Annotated in this window: 12 protein-coding genes; 6 read left to right on the forward strand and 6 right to left on the reverse strand. The window is 70.9% G+C overall.

Annotated features, from left to right (window positions below):
• The 4 genes from AW272_RS41775 to AW272_RS04380 all read left to right on the forward strand — a co-directional run bounded on the left by AW272_RS41775 (window position 1) and on the right by AW272_RS04380 (window position 5410).
• A complete protein-coding gene (locus AW272_RS41775) occupies window positions 1–150 on the forward strand; it encodes a SapB/AmfS family lanthipeptide (protein WP_157518294.1) in 150 nt (49 codons plus the stop codon).
• A gap of 88 nt (window positions 151–238) precedes the next feature.
• Window positions 239–1840, forward strand: a complete 1602-nt coding sequence (locus tag AW272_RS04370; protein ID WP_066361123.1) for an ABC transporter transmembrane domain-containing protein — start codon at window positions 239–241, stop codon at window positions 1838–1840.
• 43 nt (window positions 1841–1883) lie between these two features.
• Window positions 1884–3527, forward strand: coding sequence for an ATP-binding cassette domain-containing protein (locus AW272_RS04375; protein ID WP_083957935.1), 1644 nt, complete (start codon window positions 1884–1886; stop codon window positions 3525–3527).
• On the forward strand, window positions 3524–5410 hold the full coding sequence (locus AW272_RS04380) for a prolyl oligopeptidase family serine peptidase (protein WP_066361124.1): 1887 nt from the start codon (window positions 3524–3526) through the stop codon (window positions 5408–5410). Before AW272_RS04375 ends, AW272_RS04380 begins: the two co-directional genes overlap by 4 nt.
• Here AW272_RS04380 and AW272_RS04385 read toward each other — a convergent pair.
• On the reverse strand, window positions 5407–5895 hold the full coding sequence (locus tag AW272_RS04385; RefSeq protein ID WP_083957937.1) for an ATP-binding protein: 489 nt from the start codon (window positions 5893–5895) through the stop codon (window positions 5407–5409). The two genes, AW272_RS04380 and AW272_RS04385, sit on opposite strands and share 4 nt — an antisense overlap.
• A gap of 113 nt (window positions 5896–6008) precedes the next feature.
• On the opposite strand from AW272_RS04385, the gene AW272_RS04390 reads away from it, so the two are divergent.
• Complete coding sequence (locus tag AW272_RS04390) at window positions 6009–6812, forward strand: PIG-L family deacetylase (protein ID WP_066361125.1); 804 nt, start codon at window positions 6009–6011, stop codon at window positions 6810–6812.
• On the opposite strand, the gene AW272_RS04395 is transcribed toward AW272_RS04390, so the two are convergent.
• Both AW272_RS04395 and AW272_RS04400 read right to left on the reverse strand, forming a co-directional pair.
• Window positions 6813–8000: an RNA polymerase sigma factor gene (locus AW272_RS04395; RefSeq protein ID WP_066361126.1), complete on the reverse strand. Its 1188-nt coding sequence runs from the start codon at window positions 7998–8000 to the stop codon at window positions 6813–6815.
• Window positions 8001–8021: 21 nt separating this feature from the next.
• On the reverse strand, window positions 8022–8369 hold the full coding sequence (locus tag AW272_RS04400) for a YciI family protein (RefSeq protein WP_066361127.1): 348 nt from the start codon (window positions 8367–8369) through the stop codon (window positions 8022–8024).
• Window positions 8370–8479: 110 nt separating this feature from the next.
• Between AW272_RS04400 and AW272_RS04405 the strand changes: the two genes are divergently transcribed.
• Complete coding sequence (locus AW272_RS04405) at window positions 8480–11695, forward strand: NACHT and WD repeat domain-containing protein (RefSeq protein ID WP_157518296.1); 3216 nt, start codon at window positions 8480–8482, stop codon at window positions 11693–11695.
• A gap of 50 nt (window positions 11696–11745) precedes the next feature.
• Here AW272_RS04405 and AW272_RS04410 read toward each other — a convergent pair whose 3' ends face one another.
• The 3 genes from AW272_RS04410 to AW272_RS04420 all read right to left on the reverse strand — a co-directional run bounded on the left by AW272_RS04410 (window position 11746) and on the right by AW272_RS04420 (window position 15847).
• Window positions 11746–14247, reverse strand: coding sequence for an ATP-dependent Clp protease ATP-binding subunit (locus AW272_RS04410; RefSeq protein WP_066361129.1), 2502 nt, complete (start codon window positions 14245–14247; stop codon window positions 11746–11748).
• A 91-nt stretch (window positions 14248–14338) separates the two neighbouring features.
• A complete protein-coding gene (locus tag AW272_RS04415) occupies window positions 14339–15508 on the reverse strand; it encodes an alpha/beta hydrolase (RefSeq protein WP_066361130.1) in 1170 nt (389 codons plus the stop codon).
• A gap of 117 nt (window positions 15509–15625) precedes the next feature.
• The gene (locus AW272_RS04420; protein ID WP_066361131.1) at window positions 15626–15847 is read right to left on the reverse strand and encodes a hypothetical protein; all 222 of its coding nucleotides are present in this window, start codon (window positions 15845–15847) and stop codon (window positions 15626–15628) included.
• Window positions 15848–15886 lie beyond the last annotated feature (39 nt).

Here is a 15886-nt window from a genome sequence, read left to right on the forward strand (position 1 = left end):
ATGGTTCTTCTCGACCTTCAGGCGATGGAGCTTCCCGGCGGCGGCGGCGGTCACGGCGGCGGCGGTGGCGGCGGTGGCGGCAGCACGCTGACGCTGCTCGGCTGCGCGTCCCAGACGCCCAGCAACCTGAGCCTGCTGCTCTGCCACTAGGCACCCGATCGGGGCCCTGGGCTCGCGGGAGCCCGGGGCCCTCCCTTCGCAGAACACACTCCACCCACGTGAAGAGAGGGACTCGGCGTTGCGGACGGCCGACCGGCTGACAACCGAGGCGATCAGGCGTAGCGGGCCCGCGGCGGGCGTGCTCGTCGCTGTCTCCCTGGTCGGCGCCGGCCTTGAGCTGGCACTGCCGTTCGTGCTCGGCCGCGCCGTCGACACCTTCTCCCTGACGTGGGTGATATCCGCCGGGGCCGTCGTGGTGCTCCTCGTCGTCTGCGACGGTCTCGGCGTCTACGCGAGCGGAACCGGTGGCGCGCGGGCGGCGGCCTGGCTGCGCCACCGGGCGCTCTCGCATCTGCTCGGCGTGGGTCCCGGGGTGACCCGACGCATTCCCGCGGGCGATCTGGTGACCCGGCTCGGCGTCAACGCCGAGGAGGCGGGGCGGGCCGGAGACGCGGTGGTCGCGTCGGTGGCGCTCGTGGTGCCGTCGGCCGGGGCGCTGGTGCTGCTGGTGCTGATCGATCCGTGGCTGGCCCTGACCCTGGCGGGCGGGCTGGTTGTGATCGTTTTCGTACTGACACGGTTCTTGAAGACGTCCACGACGATCGCCGGTAGATACCAGGAGGCGCAGGCCGACATCGCCGCGCGCCTGGTCGAGGCGGTCGCGGGCGCCCGCACGATCGCCGCCGCCGGGACCGCCGAGCGGGAGACCCGGCGGGTGCTGACCGCGCTTCCGGTGGTCCGGGGCCATGCGATGGCGCTGTGGCGGGCCAACGCCGACGCGGGGGTGCGGGCCGCGATCGTGGTGCCGCTCCTCGAGGTGCTGGTGCTGGCCGTGGGCGGCTGGCGGCTGTCGGCAGGGGAGCTCACCGTCGGCGAGCTCTACGCCGCCGCTCGATATGTGGTCATCGGCGCTGGTCTGGGGCCCGCGATCGGGTCGCTGGGCCGGCTGGCCCGCGCCCGTGCGGCCGGCGCCCGGCTGGCCGAGATCTTGGACGAATGCCCGGTGGCGCACGGGGTTCGCGAGCTGCCTCCCGGCCCGGGGACCCTCACTTTTCGCGATATCTGGCCAGATGACCTGGAGATCCAGGGCGGCACCTCGGTGGCCGTGGTCGGCTCGGGGGCGTCCCGTTTCGCCCGCCTCGCGGCCCGCCTCGACGACCCGGCCGTCGGCGACGTCCTCCTCGACGGTGTCCCGCTGCGGTCACTCACCCGGCGGTCGCTCAGAAGCGCCATCGGGTACGCCGTCGCCAAGCCCCACCTCATCGGAGACACCGTCGCCGAGGCGACCGGCGACTCCCGCGAGGCGGCCGTGGCCGCCGGGGCCGACGACTTCATCCGCCGGTTGCCGCACGGCTACCGCACCCCGCCGGCCGAGGCGCCCATGTCCGGCGGCGAACGCCAGCGACTGGGCCTGACCAGGGCTTTCGCGAAGGGAAACCGCCTGCTGGTGCTCGACGACGCCACCTCCAGCCTCGACACCATCACCGAACGCCGGGTCGGCACCGCGCTGGCCGCCGACACCCGCACCCAGGTCATGGTGACCCACCGGGCCGCCGTCGCGGCGCGGGCCGACCGGGTGATCTGGCTCGATCAGGGTCGGGTACGAGGCTTCGACCGGCACCTCGCCTTATGGCGCGACCCGGATTACCGAGCCGTTTTCCAGGGCGGGGAGGCGCAGTGAACTCCCGTGGGTCAGGCGTGGCCGGTCGGAACGAGGTGGCCGCGTGATCTCATTCGGTCATCGGACCCGGGTCGGCTCGTTTCTCTGGCGATCGTTCAACGCTCAGCCGGGGCAGGCGTGGCGGTTCGTGCTGTGGTCGCTGGTCGAGGCCGCGCCCGCGTTCGTCATCGGGCTGGCCATCGCCCGGGCGGTCGACGCGTTCACCGCGCATCAGGCCGTCGCCGGGCTCTCCTGGACGTTCCTGCTCGGCATCTCCTGGATCTTCGCCGCCGTCGGGGCGCGGCAGGTGGTCGTCACTTTGGCCGGCATCGTGGAGCCCGTGCGGGAGGAGTTGCTGACCGCGACCGTTCGCGGGGCACTGGAGGCCGGGAGAAACGACGCCGCCGCCGTCACCAGGGCCAATCTCCAGGTCGAGGTGGCGCGTGACGCCTTCACCGGGGTCATCGGGTCGGTGAAGGCGTTCGTGTTCGCCTTTCTCGGGGTCGTCGCCGGGGTCATGGCGCTGATGCCGGAACTGCTCCTGCTGGTGCTGCCTCCGTTGCTGCTCGCGCTGGGGGCGTTCCTCTTCTCGCTGCCGGAACTGGCGAAGCGGCAGCACGCCTATCTGCTCGCCGACGAGGCCACGGCCGAGAGCCTGGTCAGGGTCACCGCCGCGCTCGGCGACGTCGCCGCGTCCGGCGACGAGGAGCACGCCGCCCGATACGCCGGTTCGCGTTTCGACGATCAGCGGCGGGCGGCCGGGAAGCTGGCGGGGGTCACGACGCTCCGTACCGTCGTGCTGGGAACGGGGGCCTGGGCGCCGATCCTGCTCGTGCTCGTCTACGCGCCCCGGCTGGGCGCGAGCCCGGGGGTCGTGCTCGGGACGCTCGCCTATGTGATGCAGTCGCTCACGCCCGCGCTGTTCAACCTGGCGAGCGGGCTGGGGGAGAGCGGGGTGCGGCTCTGGGTCACGCTGACCCGGCTGCGGGCCGCGCTTCCGCCGCCACCGCAGGAGACCCACCGGTCCGAGGGGGTGCACACCGAGCTGAAGGGGGTCACGTTCGCCTATGGGCCGCAGGCCCTGCCGGTCGTCGACCGCCTCGATCTGGTCGTCCCCGAAGGGGAGCACCTGGCCGTCGTCGGGCCGAGCGGGATCGGGAAATCGACCCTCGCCGCCCTCATCGCCGGACTCGTCGTCCCCGGTCAGGGGCGGGTGACCGTCGGCGGAGTGCCGGCCGTCCGGCTCCACAAGGGGCAGCGGGTGCTGATCCCGCAGGAGGCGTACATCTTCCGGGGGACCGTCGCGGAGAACCTGGGCGATCACCAACCGGCGAGGATGCGGCAGGCCCTCGACGCCATCGGCGCCGGGCACATCAGGCTCCAGGTCACCGAGCTCGGGCCGGCCGACCGGCAGCTCGTCGCCCTGGCCAGGGCATTTCTCGCCGACGCGCCGCTGGTCATCCTCGACGAGGCCACCTCCTGCCTCGATCCGGCGGCCGAGGCCCAGGTCGAGCGGGCCTTCGCGGAGACGGGGTGCACTCTGATCGTCATCGCGCACCGGATCAGCTCGGCCCTGCGGGCCCGGCGGGTGCTGGTCATGGACGGCACCCGGATCGTCACCGGCACCCATCAGGAACTTCTGGCCGCCTCGCCCCTGTACGCGGATCTGGCCGGGCATTGGGACCCCCGACTCAGGCAGGTGTCATGATCGAGATCATTCACGGGCACGTCGTCTCCGACCCGTACCGCTGGCTGGAAGATCCCGCGTCCGACGAGACGCGAGCCTGGCAGGCCCAGCAGGAGGTCGTCTGGCAGAGCCAGCTCCTCCCCGGCCGGGACGGGTTCCTGGCCAGGATCGAGGAGCTGAGCGACACCGGCGTCGTGGGCGCCCCCGTCTGGCGGGCGGGCACCGCCTTCCGCGTCCGCCGCGACCCGGGCCGCCGCCTGCCGGTCCTCTACGCCGACGACCGGCCGATCCTCGACCCCGAGGCGATCGACCCCGGCGCGACCACCCTGCTCGACGCCTGGCACCCCTCGCCCGACGGCGAACTCGTCGCCTGCCAGCTCTCCCGGGGCGGCGACGAACGTTCCGAGCTGTACGTCATCAGCGCCCGCACCGGCGCACTCGTCGACGGCCCGGTGGGCGGGCTCCGCTACTCTCCGGTGGCCTGGCTACCGGACAGCGACGGTTTCTACTACGTCCGCGACCGCCGGGCCCGCGTCCACCATCTCGGCGGCGACGACCTCGACGTGGCCGACGCCGACGGCATCGCCCTCAGCGCCGACGGCCGCTGGCTCACCCTCTCGGTCAACCGGGGGCCGGGCAACGATGTATGGCTCTGTGACCTGGTCAGCCCGGCCCGGTGGACCGTCCAGCAGGACGTGGCGGCCAGGTCGGCGGTGGCGGTGGGGCGTGACGGGCGGGCGTACATGGTGACGACCCTCGACGCCCCCCGTGGACGCCTCCGCGTGGCCGATCCGGCGGTGCCGCATGAGTTCCGTGACCTGGTCCCGGAAGACGCCGAGGCCGTGATCGCCGATTTCGTTCTGCTCGACGGGGTTCTCCTGGTGGCGTGGGTGCGCCACGCCATCGGGGAGATCTCCGTCCATGATCCCGAGACCGGGGAGCGTCAAGGAGCGGTCCCGCTCCCCGGTCTCGGCTCCATCGGGCGGATGTCCGCCCGGGGGCACGAGGTGTGGTTCACCTACTCCGACTACGTCACCCCCGAGAGCGTCTACCGCTATGACGCCCGCACCGGCGAGACCACCCTGTGGGAGGCGGCCCCGGGCCGGGCCGAGCTGCCCGAGATCGAGTCGCACCAGGTCGTCTACCAGTCGGCCGACGGCACGCCGGTCCGGATGGTCGTGCTCGGCCGGGGGCTGCCGGGGCCGAGCCCGTGCATCCTCTACGGCTACGGCGGGTTCGGGGTGCCGCTCACGCCCTCCTACTCGTCCTATGTGTTGCCGTGGCTGGAGGCTGGTGGCGTTTTCGCGTTCGCCCAGGTCAGGGGTGGTGGCGAAGAAGGGGAGGGGTGGCATCGGGCCGGGATGCGGGGGCGGAAGCAGAACTCGTTCGACGATTTCGCCGCCGCCGCGGAGACCCTGATCGCCTCGGGCTGGACCAGGCCCGACCTGCTGGGGGTCACCGGTGAGTCCGGGGGTGGGCTGCTCGTCGGGGCGCTGGTCACCCAGCGTCCGGAACTGGTCGCCGCCGCCGTGTGCTCGGCGCCGGTCCTCGACATGATCAGGTTCGAGAAGTCGGGGCTCGGGAGTTCCTGGGTGCCGGAATACGGCTCCGCCGACGACCCCGAGCAGTTCTCCTGGCTGCTGGCCTACTCGCCCTACCACCAGGTCAAAGAGGGGGTCGACTATCCGGCGACCCTGTTCACCGTCTTCGACGGCGACAGCCGGGTCGACCCGCTCCACGCCCGCAAGATGTGCGCCGCCCTGCAGGGGGCGACGTCGGGCGTCCGGCCGATCCTGTTCCGCCACGAAGCCGGCGTCGGCCACGCGGGCCGATCAGCCGACCGGGCGGCCGGGCTGGCCGCCGACATGCTGGCGTTCCTGGCCCGGGAGCTGGGCGGTCTTTAGGCCGAGCGGGGCAGGAAGAGGGCCAGGGCCGATGGGGGCGCGGTGGTGAGGGACATCTCGAACCAGACCTTGTTGCGGCCGCCCTCGCGGACGATGCCCCATCGGTCGGCTAAGGCGTCGAGCAAGGGCAGGCCGCGGCCGTTGGTGGCGGTCGCCGTCGAGTGGCCGGCACAGGGGGGTTCGGTGGAGCCGTCGTCCTGGACGCAGACGCGGACCTCCTCCGAGGAGAACCAGACCGTCACGGTGAACACGCCGCCGTCGCCCGATCTGGAGTGGATGACCGCGTTCGTGGCGATCTCGCTCGTCAGCAGAACGCAGTCGTCGTGCAGCGGGTGGTCTCTGCCGATCGTCGCCGAGACCATGCGGCGGGCCAGAACTATTTGGTCGCGGCCCCCGGCGAGTCTGGCGACCCGGGCAGCTCTGAGGTCAGTGGTGATAGTCGTGTCGATGGAGTCGAGTGTGGTGACGTTCCCCGAACCGTTCATGCGTCCTCCTCGATGACTGCGTGAAGAAGACGCGCCAATACCCGGTCTGAGATGTCACGGGAAGGTGCGACTGTGCTTCCCTGAGGGAACCGGCCCTGCCATAGGGTCGAGGAATGCTGACGCTGATGGCGGTGCACGCCCACCCTGACGACGAGGTCATGGGAACGGGGGGCGTCTTCGCGAAATACGCCGCCGAAGGGGTGCGTACGGTCCTGGTGACCTGCACCAACGGGGAGCAGGGCGACGGGGCCGGCGGAGTGAAGCCGGGGGATCCTGGGCACTCCGAGGCCGACGTGGCCAACCAGCGGCTCGCCGAGCTGGCCGAGTCGGTGGGGCACCTGAAGATCGGGCACCTCGAGCTGCTCGGATACCACGATTCGGGGATGGTCGGCTGGGCCGGGAACGCCAGCCCTGACGCGTTCACCAACGCCGACTTCGACAAGGCCGTGGCGAAGGTGGCGGCGTTGATGGAGGAATACCGGCCGCAGGTCGTCGTGACCTACGACGAGAACGGCAACTACGGTCATCCCGACCACATCCAGGCCCACCGGGTCGCGGTGGCGGCGGCCGAGGCGACCGGGATCCCGGTGAAGTTCTACTACACGGCGATCCCCCGGCGGATCATCCAGGCGTCGTACGCGGCGATGAAGGAACAGGGCAAGGACCCGGGCTGGGAGCTGCCGGAGGACTTCGGCACCCCCGACGAGCTGATCACCAGCGTGGTCGACACCCACGAGCAGGCCGACGCGAAGATCGCGGCGCTGCGGGCGCACGCCAGCCAGGGCGACAGCATCGCCCTGTTGTCGATGCCGCCCGAGATGCAGCGCATGGCCATGTCGACCGAACACTTCATCCGGGTGTCCACCAAGGTCACGGCGCCCGACCACGAAGACGACCTGTTCGCCGGGCTGCGCTGATCAGGCGCGGGCCCGCTGCTCATAAAGGGCCTTTTCCTGGACGTTCCTGGTGAGTTCGGCCGCCTTCAGAAAGGCCGCTCTGGCTTCCTCGACTCGTCCACTGCGTTCGAGGAGATCGCCTCTCACCGCGGACAGGTGGGGGTTGCCTTCGAGCGGCAGTCCGTCGACGATCTTCAGCCCGGCCTCCGGCCCTTCGGCCATGCCGACCGCCACGGCGCGGTTGAGTTCGACGATCGGCGACGGGGCCACGTGGGCTAACAGTTGGTAGAGGGCGGCCATCCGGGCCCAGTCGGTGTCGGCGAAAACCCCGGCCCTGGCGTGGACGGCCGCGATGGCGGCCTGGAGGCCGTACGGGCCCAGGACCCCCGTCGACTCGGCGCGGGTCAGCGCTTCCAGACCTCGCCGGATGAGGAGGCGGTCCCATCGTGTCCGGTCCTGGTCGGCGAGCAGGACCGGCTCCCCGCCGGGGCCGATGCGGGCGTTCAGGCGGGACGACTGGATCTCCAGCAGCGCCTGCAGGCCCGACGCCTCGGATGACGTCGGCATCAGCGCGGCCAGCACGCGGGACAGGCGCAGCGCCTCGAAGCACAGGTCGTTACGGGTCCAGGAGTCGCCCGACGTCGCCGAGTAGCCCTCGTTGAAGATCAGATAGATGACCTCAAGGACCGAGGCCAGCCGCGCGGGCAGCTCCTCCGCGGGCGGCAGCTCGATCGGGACCTTCCGCAGGGCGGCCTTGGCCCGGTAGATCCGCTGGCCGACCGTCGGTTCCGGGACCAGGAACGCCCGCGCGATCTCCGCCGTCGTCAGCCCGCCCAGCAGCCGCAGCGTCAGCGCCAGCCGCCCCTCGACGGCCACGTCAGGGTGGCAGGCCGTGAAGATCAGGGTGAGCAGCTCGGGTTCCGGCCGGGCCGGGGGCTGCTGGGCGAGTTCGCGGAGTTTCTCCTCGTAGACGCCCTGCCGCCGCAGTTGGTCGATCGCCTTGCGCTTGGCGGTCGTGGTCAGCCAGCCGCCCGGGTTCTCCGGCACACCCTCATGTGGCCAGGTCTCCACGGCGAGCAGGAACGCGTCTTGGGCCGACTCCTCGGCCAGGCCGATGTCGCCGGTCATCCTGGCCACGGTCGCGATGACCTTGGCCGACTCGATGCGCCAGACGGCCTCGATGGTGCGGATCGGATCGGGAAGCCCCATGCCTCCCGATCCAATCAGAGGTCAGAAGGTCATCAGGGGGTGCACCTGGGAGACCCCCTCCCAGCCGGGCCACATGTCGCGGTGCAGTCTCATGAAGCGGTTGGCCCACTCGATCGCCTCGGCCTCGTCGCGGACCTCGTAGATCGCGTAGCTGATCAGTTCCTTGGCCTCGGCGAACGGGCCGTCGGTCACCGTCAGTTTGCCGCCGACGACCTCGACCTCGGCGGTCTTGGCCAGCAGGCCGCTCTGGTCGACGAGGGCGCCCGACTCGGTGGCCTCCCGGCCGAGCTGCATGATCGCCGACATGAGTTCGGCGGGCGGCGGGGTCTCGGGCTGGGCGGTGCGGGTCAGCGTGATCAGGTAGCGCATGGGTGTTCTCCATTCGTTCTCGTGTGAACCTACGACCCCTCTACGAACGGCCGGACGGAGTTTCGACAGCCACCGGTTACTTTTTTCTGATTTCCGGCCATGCTGGTCAGGTGAGCAGCAGGCCTCCCTATCCGGGGTTGGCGGCGTTCGGGGCACTGGACGCCGCCGTGTTCTTCGGCCGTGACGATCTCCTTTCCGACCTGCGACGGCGTACCGGGAGCGAGAAGCTGGTCGTCGTCACGGGCGCGTCCGGGGCGGGGAAGACCTCGCTCGTCGACGTCGGCCTCGCGGGCGGGCTGCGGTTACGGCCCGGAGACGATCCGGTCGGCGCGTTGCTGGCCGCGTTCGGGGCCACGATGGACCACGACCGGCTGGCCGCCGCGCCGCATCACCTCGACGAGCTGGGCGATCCTGGGCTGATCGTGGTCGACCGGTTCGAGGAGGTCTTCGCGGCCTGCCGCGATCTCACCGCCCGGCAGACCTTCATCGGCGCTCTGGCCGCCACGCGGGCCCATGTCGTGCTGGTGCTGCGGGCCGATTTCACCGGTGACGCGGCCGCGTTCCCCGAGCTGGTCGCGGCCCTTTCCCGGCCGCTGATCGTCTCGCCCCTGTCTCTGGACGACCTTCGCACCGCCATCGAGCAGCCCGCCCTCGCTCTCGGGGTGACCTTCGAAGACGGCCTGGTCGAGGAGATCCTCGCCGACCAGAACGGTGACCTGCCCCTGCTGGCCCACACGCTGCGGGTGATGTGGGATCGGGGGGCGGGCGACGTACTGACATTCGAGGCTTATCGGGCCACCGGCCGGGTGACCGGGGCGATCCCCCGCAGCGCCGAGCGCGCCCTGGTCCGCAACGACGCCAGGGCGGCGCTGTCGGCGCTGACCGGGCCGCTCGGCACGCTGCGAACGGGCCCGATGTCGCCGGAGCTGGCCCCGTTCGTGGCGGCCGGACTCGTGCGGTCGGACGGGGAGACGGCCGAGCTGGCGCACGAGGCGGTGGTCCGGGCCTGGCCCCGGTTCACCGCGTGGACGGAGGCCGATCGGGCGGCCGGTCAGGTGCGGCGGGAGTTCGCCGTCGACGCCAACCGGTGGGTGCTGAGCGGGTTCGACGCGGCCCACCTCTACCAGGACGCCCGGCTGGCGGCGGCCCGCGCGGCGGTGAAGCGGGCCCGGCACGATCTGTCCCCGGCCGAGGTGGCGTTCCTCGACGCGAGCGCGGCCCAGGCGATGGCGGGGCGGCGGGCCGCGGAGAAACGTACATTCCTGCGGGGTCTGCTCTCCATCGCGGTGGTCGCGCTGCTCGTCGTGAGTTTCGGGACGACCGGCGCGCTGGCGCTGCTGTTCGACGGGGCCACCCGCGACCGGGACGCGGCGGTCGACCGGAGCACCACGGCGGTGGCCCGCCATCTGCTCGCCCAGGGCGACGCGCTCGCCGCCGACCAGCCGGTTCTCGCCCGGCTGCTCCGGCTGGCGGGGGCCGTGATCGCGCCCGCGCTGCCCGAGGCGGCGGCCGGGCTGCGCGCCTCGGCGGTGCATCCCGCGCTCGACGTGCTGCACCCGCCGGGCGTCGAGACCATGGTCGTCAGCGCCGCCGGGCTGCTGGCCACCGTCTCCGGCGGCGAGGTCACGCTGTGGCTGGAGGACAAGAAGACCGCCGTCGTGCCCGCCCACGACGCCCCGATCAGCGCGCTCGCCTTCACCCGCGACGGCCGCCGGTTCGCCACCGCCGCCTCAGACGGTTCTGTACGGATCTGGAACACCGCCACCCGAGAGCGACTGGCCGTGATCGCCGACGGCGGGCTCGGGCGCAAGGGCCTCGCCTTCAGCGCCGACGCGCGGACCATCGCCGTCGCGGCGGCAGGCCGGCCCGTCACGATCTGGAACACCACCACCGCCCAGCAGGTGCTGGAGGTCCCGGCGACGGCGGGCAACCGCCCGCTGGTGCTGTACGGCAACGACGCCGCCACCTTCTACACGCTCACCGCCGACGGTTTGGAGGTCTTCGACCTGCCGTCGGAGAAACGGCTGCGGGTGCTGCCCTCCGAGGAGGTCACCACGGCGGCGCTCAACCCGAACACGCGCACCCTCGCCGTCGGCCGGGCCGACGGCGGCGTCGAGATCTGGGGCGTGGGCGAGCGCGAGTTCGTCAAACGGGCCGATTTCGCCGCGCACGACCGCGCGGTCGAGGCCATCGCGTTCAGCCCCGACGGCACCACGTTCACCACCGGCGGCGGCGACGAGGCGGTGCGGATCTGGGAGACCATCGGGCAGCGCCGCATCGGCGCCACGATCACCGGCCACACCGGGACCGTCGTCGACGTCGCCTACACACCGGGCGGCCACACCCTGCTCACCGCCGCCACCGACCGGACCGTGCGGATCTGGAACCTGGACGCCTACGACTCCGTCCTCGACCTGACCACCCGGGTCGCCGACCCCGGCAGCGGCCGGTTCGCCACGGTCAACGCGATCACCTTCAACCAGGACGGCACGATCTTCGCCACCGGCGACGCGGACGGCAGTGTGCGCCTCTGGCGGACCGCCTCCCGGAGCCCGCTCGGGGTGCCGATCGAGACCCGGGACTCCGGGGTGCACTCGATGGTGTTCGACCCCCAGACCGGCGGACTGGTCGTGCTGAGCAGCGACAACGTGATCAGCCTGCTCGACGTCGACAGCCGCACCAGCCAGACCCTGTGGGCCAACCCGCCCCAGGAGGCCACCGGCCACGGCGTCCTCGGCCCCGACGGGCGGACGCTCGCGCTGGCCTACGGCTCCGTGGTGGAACTGTGGGACAACCAGACCCGGCGGCGCACCGGCCGGCTCGGCGGCCATGACGGCGACGTGCGGGCGGTGGCGTTCAGCCCCGACGGGAGGTTGCTGGCCACCGGGGGCGCCGACCGGGTGATCCGGCTGTGGGACCCGAGCAGGGCCGTCCCCGCAGGGCCCGCCCTGCTCGGGCACACCGGTGACGTGCTGTCGGTCGCGTTCAGCCCCGACGGGAGCGTGCTGGCCAGCGGCGACGCGAGCGGCGTGATCCGGTTCTGGGACACCGCGACCGGTCGTCACCTGGGCACCTACCACGGCCGGGCCCCCGCCGGCGGAGCCCCGGCGTTCGCGGCGAGCGCCCTGGCGTTCAGCCCCGACGGCGGCACCCTGGTGGGCGGTGGCCGGTTCACCGCACCGGGCCAACCGGCCCTGGAGATCTGGGACTCCACCCTGTACGGCGCCGACGCCCACGACCTCGTCTGCGACCAGGCCGGCCGCGCCCTCACCCCCGAGGAGTGGCGCACCCACGTGCCCGGTCAGCCCTACCGGCGCGTCTGCTGAAACGCCGAAGGGCCGGGTGGATCACCCGGCCCTTCGGTCGTGACGAAGAGTTACTGCTTCGCGGTGAACGTCGTGGGGACGAACATCTCGGTCTCCGGCTTGGCCTCGCCCACGAAGGTGAACTTGGCGGCCTCGCCGACGCCTTCCACGTCGATCTTGACGACCTGGCCGGGGCGCAGTTCGCCGTAGAGGATCTTCTCCGACAGCGAGTCTTCCAGCTCACGCTGGATCGTCCGGCGCAGCGGACGCGCGCCCATCACGGGGTCGTAGCCCCTGTCGGCGAGGACCTGCTTGGCGGCCGGGGTGAGGTCGAGAGCCATGTCCCGGTCCTTGAGGCGGGCGTCGACCTGGGCCAGCATGAGGTCGACGATGTGGATGATCTCGTTCATCGTCAGCTGGTGGAAGACGACGGTGTCGTCGACACGGTTGAGGAACTCGGGCCGGAAGTGCTGCTTGAGCTCCTCCTGGACCTTGGACTTCATCCGGTCGTAGTTGCCCTCGACGTCGTTGTTCTTCGCGAACCCCATCCCGATGCCCTTGCTGATGTCCCGGGTGCCGAGGTTGGTGGTCATGATGATGACCGTGTTCTTGAAGTCGACCACCCGGCCCTGGGCGTCGGTCAGCCGGCCGTCCTCCAGGATCTGCAGGAGGCTGTTGAAGATGTCGGGGTGGGCCTTCTCGATCTCGTCGAACAGCACCACCGAGAACGGCTTGCGGCGCACCTTCTCGGTCAGCTGGCCGCCCTCTTCGTAGCCGACGTAGCCGGGAGGCGAGCCGAAGAGCCGGGAGACGGTGTGCTTCTCCATGAACTCCGACATGTCCAGCATGATCAGCGCGTCTTCGTCGCCGAACAGGAACTCCGCCAGCGCCTTCGAAAGCTCGGTCTTACCGACACCCGAGGGGCCGGCGAAGATGAACGAACCACCGGGACGACGCGGGTCCTTCAGACCGGCGCGAGTACGCCGGATCGCCCGGGACAGGCCCTTGATGGCGTCGTCCTGACCGATGATCCGCTTGTGCAGCTCGTCTTCCATCCGCAGGAGCCGCTGGGACTCCTCTTCGGTGAGCTTGAAGACGGGGATGCCGGTCGCAGTGGCCAGGACCTCGGCGATCAGTTCCTCGGTGACCTCGGCGACGACGTCCATGTCGCCGGCCTTCCACTCGCGCTCGCGGCGTTCCCGCTTCAGGGACAGCTGCTTCTCGTTGTCGCGGAGGGCGGCGGCCTTCTCGAAGTCCTGCGCGTCTATGGCCGACTCTTTGTCCCGGCGCACGAGAGCGATCTTCTCGTCGAATTCGCGCAGGTCCGGCGGGGCGGTCATGCGGCGGATGCGCATCCGCGAGCCCGCTTCGTCGATCAGGTCGATCGCCTTGTCGGGCAGGAAGCGGTCGGAGATGTAGCGGTCGGCCAGCGTCGCGGCGGCCACCAGGGCGCCGTCGGTGATGGAGACGCGGTGGTGGGCCTCGTAGCGGTCGCGCAGACCCTTGAGGATCTCGATCGTGTGGCTGAGCGACGGCTCGGCGACCTGGATCGGCTGGAAACGACGCTCCAGAGCGGCGTCCTTCTCCAGGTGCTTGCGGTATTCGTCGAGAGTGGTCGCGCCGATGGTCTGCAGCTCGCCTCGGGCCAGCATGGGCTTGAGGATCGACGCCGCGTCGATGGCGCCCTCGGCCGCGCCCGCACCCACGAGAGTGTGGAGCTCGTCGATGAACAGGATGATGTCGCCGCGGGTGCGGATCTCCTTGAGGACCTTCTTGAGGCGCTCCTCGAAGTCACCGCGGTAACGCGAACCCGCGACCAGCGCGCCCAGGTCGAGCGTGTAGAGGTGCTTGTCCTTCAGGGTCTCGGGCACCTCGCCCTTGACGATCTTCTGGGACAGGCCCTCGACCACGGCCGTCTTGCCGACGCCGGGCTCGCCGACGAGCACGGGGTTGTTCTTGGTGCGGCGGGACAGCACCTGCATGACCCGCTCGATCTCCTTCTCGCGCCCGATCACCGGGTCGAGCTTGCCCTCGCGAGCGGCCTGCGTGAGGTTGCGGCCGAACTGGTCGAGGACGAGCGATGTCGAAGGAGCGGTCTCCTGGGGGCCGCCGGCCGCTGTGGCCTCTTTGCCGCCCTGGTAGCCGTGCAGCAGCTGGATGACCTGCTGGCGGACCCGGTTGAGGTCGGCGCCCAGCTTGACGAGGACCTGGGCGGCGACGCCCTCACCCTCACGGATCAGGCCGAGCAGGATGTGCTCGGTGCCGATGTAGTTGTGGCCGAGCTGCAGCGCCTCGCGCAGGGACAGCTCAAGGACCTTCTTGGCCCGCGGGGTGAAGGGGATGTGGCCGGAGGGCGCCGACTGGCCCTGGCCGATGATCTCCTCGACCTGCTGCCGGACGCCTTCGAGGCTGATGCCCAGGCTTTCGAGGGCCTTGGCGGCGACGCCTTCGCCTTCGTGGATGAGGCCAAGCAGGATGTGCTCGGTGCCGATGTAGTTGTGGTTGAGCATCCGGGCCTCTTCTTGGGCCAGGACGACCACCCGCCGCGCTCGGTCGGTGAACCTTTCGAACATCTCTCGCCGCTCCATGGAGTCCGGGGGGCCCTGTTACTCCATAGAACGCGCAATTCCGAGTGATGGATACCAAATACGCGATTGGCGAACTTCACTCTGGGCGTACGGTCAGCCAGGTTAGAGCCAGGGGGAAGTGTCGCGCCCACCAGTAGACGTCGTGTCCGCCGACCCAGTCGACGTGGCGGACCTCGGCGCCCGCGGCGGTCAGCTTCGTGGCCCACTCGCCGGTCGCCCACCGGAAACCCGATTCGAGAGTGCCCGCGCCGAGATAGGCCCTGGTCAGAGCGTGCAGTTCGGTCTCCGGGTGAATGCCGGGGCTGAGACCGATCACGCCGGAGAAGACGTCGGGCCGTCGCTGGGCCGCGTTGAGCGCCCAGACCGCGCCGCTCGACACCCCGGCGGTCAGCCAGGTGTCGGAGGCGGGGAAGCGTTCGTCGGCCCACGGGAGCACCTCGTCGGTGATGAAGGCGAGGTGGGCGGCGTACCGGCCGGGGTCCTGGGACGGCAGGTAATCGCGCGATCTCGGGTCGTCCGATGCGTGAGGGGGGCTGGCCACGCCGACGATCGCCACCGGCGGGCAGGTCCCGGCCATGATGGCCGCGTCGACGGTGCGGGCGAACGAGGGAAGCATCTGGCCGTCGGCCAGGCAGACGGCGGGAATGAGCCCTTCGATCTTGGGCGGCAGGTAGAGGAAGATCTGCCGGCTCTCGCCGAGAAAGGGCAGCTCGTGCTGCTCGACGACGCCTTCCAGGACGGTGGCCTCGTCCAGGGCGGGAGGCGCTTTGGGCCCGCGCCACTCCCTCTCGACGAACGACTCCAGGGTGCCGACGCTCACCGTGATCACGGCCTCGTCGAGCCGCCGGATGCGGACCGACGCCTCCCAGAGGTCGTCGGCGCCCTCCACCGGCCACAGCGCGAACTGCATGCCGCTGCCGAGGCGCGGCTGGTCGCCGACGCCACGCCAGACGACGTGCAGGACGTCGTCCTCATCCCAAGCGATCAGCTCGTCGTCGCCGAGCCGGGCCCGCAGCTCAGCGGGGTCGCGTGGAGTCCAGACCCGTCTGATCTCGGCCTCGGGCGGCAGCTTTCCGGCCCAGTTCTCAGCGGCTCTGGCCTTGTTGGCGGGGATGAGGGCCCGCTGGTGCTGGACGACGGTCTCACGGCCGGCGGCGGCGCGTTCCTCGTCGGTGACGTCGAAGTGGTAATTGGTCTCTAATTCGCCATCGAGTTCATATGTCCATACATCCAGACGATCTGCCACCTTTGCGAAGGTACACAACGGAGTAATGGACCGCGAGAAGATCGCACTTCGCCGCCGCCGGGATGAGGGCCCGACCCGTGGCTCGGGGTTCGGGCCCTTCTCGGTGCGCAGCCGGGTCTAGTGAGGCTTGTTGCCCAGCAGTTTGTCCTCGAAGCCGGAGATGGCGATCAGCGGATCGCCCGGCATGCCCGACATCGGCATCGCCATTCCGCCGCCGCTCAGTCCGGGCAGAAAGCCGGGACTGGCCGGGGGCGGTGCGGGATCGGCGGCGGCCGGCGCAGTGGTGGTCAGAACGAAGAAGGGCAGCGCGGCCACGGCCGCGAGTGTCGTCAAGCGCATGGGACTGAGCGTATTTGGAAGATCACCGAGAGTGCTGAC

The organism is Herbidospora mongoliensis (assembly GCF_001570545.1).
In the GTDB taxonomy this organism is placed as follows: domain Bacteria; phylum Actinomycetota; class Actinomycetes; order Streptosporangiales; family Streptosporangiaceae; genus Herbidospora; species Herbidospora mongoliensis.

Excerpts from the sequence above, each read along its gene's own strand:
- AW272_RS41775 (WP_157518294.1), top strand. The coding sequence starts at position 1 with ATGGTTCTTCTCGACCTTCAGGCGATGGAGCTTCCCGGCGGCGGCGGC.
- AW272_RS04380 (WP_066361124.1), top strand. The coding sequence starts at position 3,524 with ATGATCGAGATCATTCACGGGCACGTCGTCTCCGACCCGTACCGCTGG.
- AW272_RS04385 (WP_083957937.1), bottom strand. The coding sequence starts at position 5,895 with ATGAACGGTTCGGGGAACGTCACCACACTCGACTCCATCGACACGACT.
- AW272_RS04390 (WP_066361125.1), top strand. The coding sequence starts at position 6,009 with ATGCTGACGCTGATGGCGGTGCACGCCCACCCTGACGACGAGGTCATG.
- AW272_RS04395 (WP_066361126.1), bottom strand. The coding sequence starts at position 8,000 with ATGGGGCTTCCCGATCCGATCCGCACCATCGAGGCCGTCTGGCGCATC.
- AW272_RS04400 (WP_066361127.1), bottom strand. The coding sequence starts at position 8,369 with ATGCGCTACCTGATCACGCTGACCCGCACCGCCCAGCCCGAGACCCCG.
- AW272_RS04410 (WP_066361129.1), bottom strand. The coding sequence starts at position 14,247 with ATGTTCGAAAGGTTCACCGACCGAGCGCGGCGGGTGGTCGTCCTGGCC.
- AW272_RS04420 (WP_066361131.1), bottom strand. The coding sequence starts at position 15,847 with ATGCGCTTGACGACACTCGCGGCCGTGGCCGCGCTGCCCTTCTTCGTT.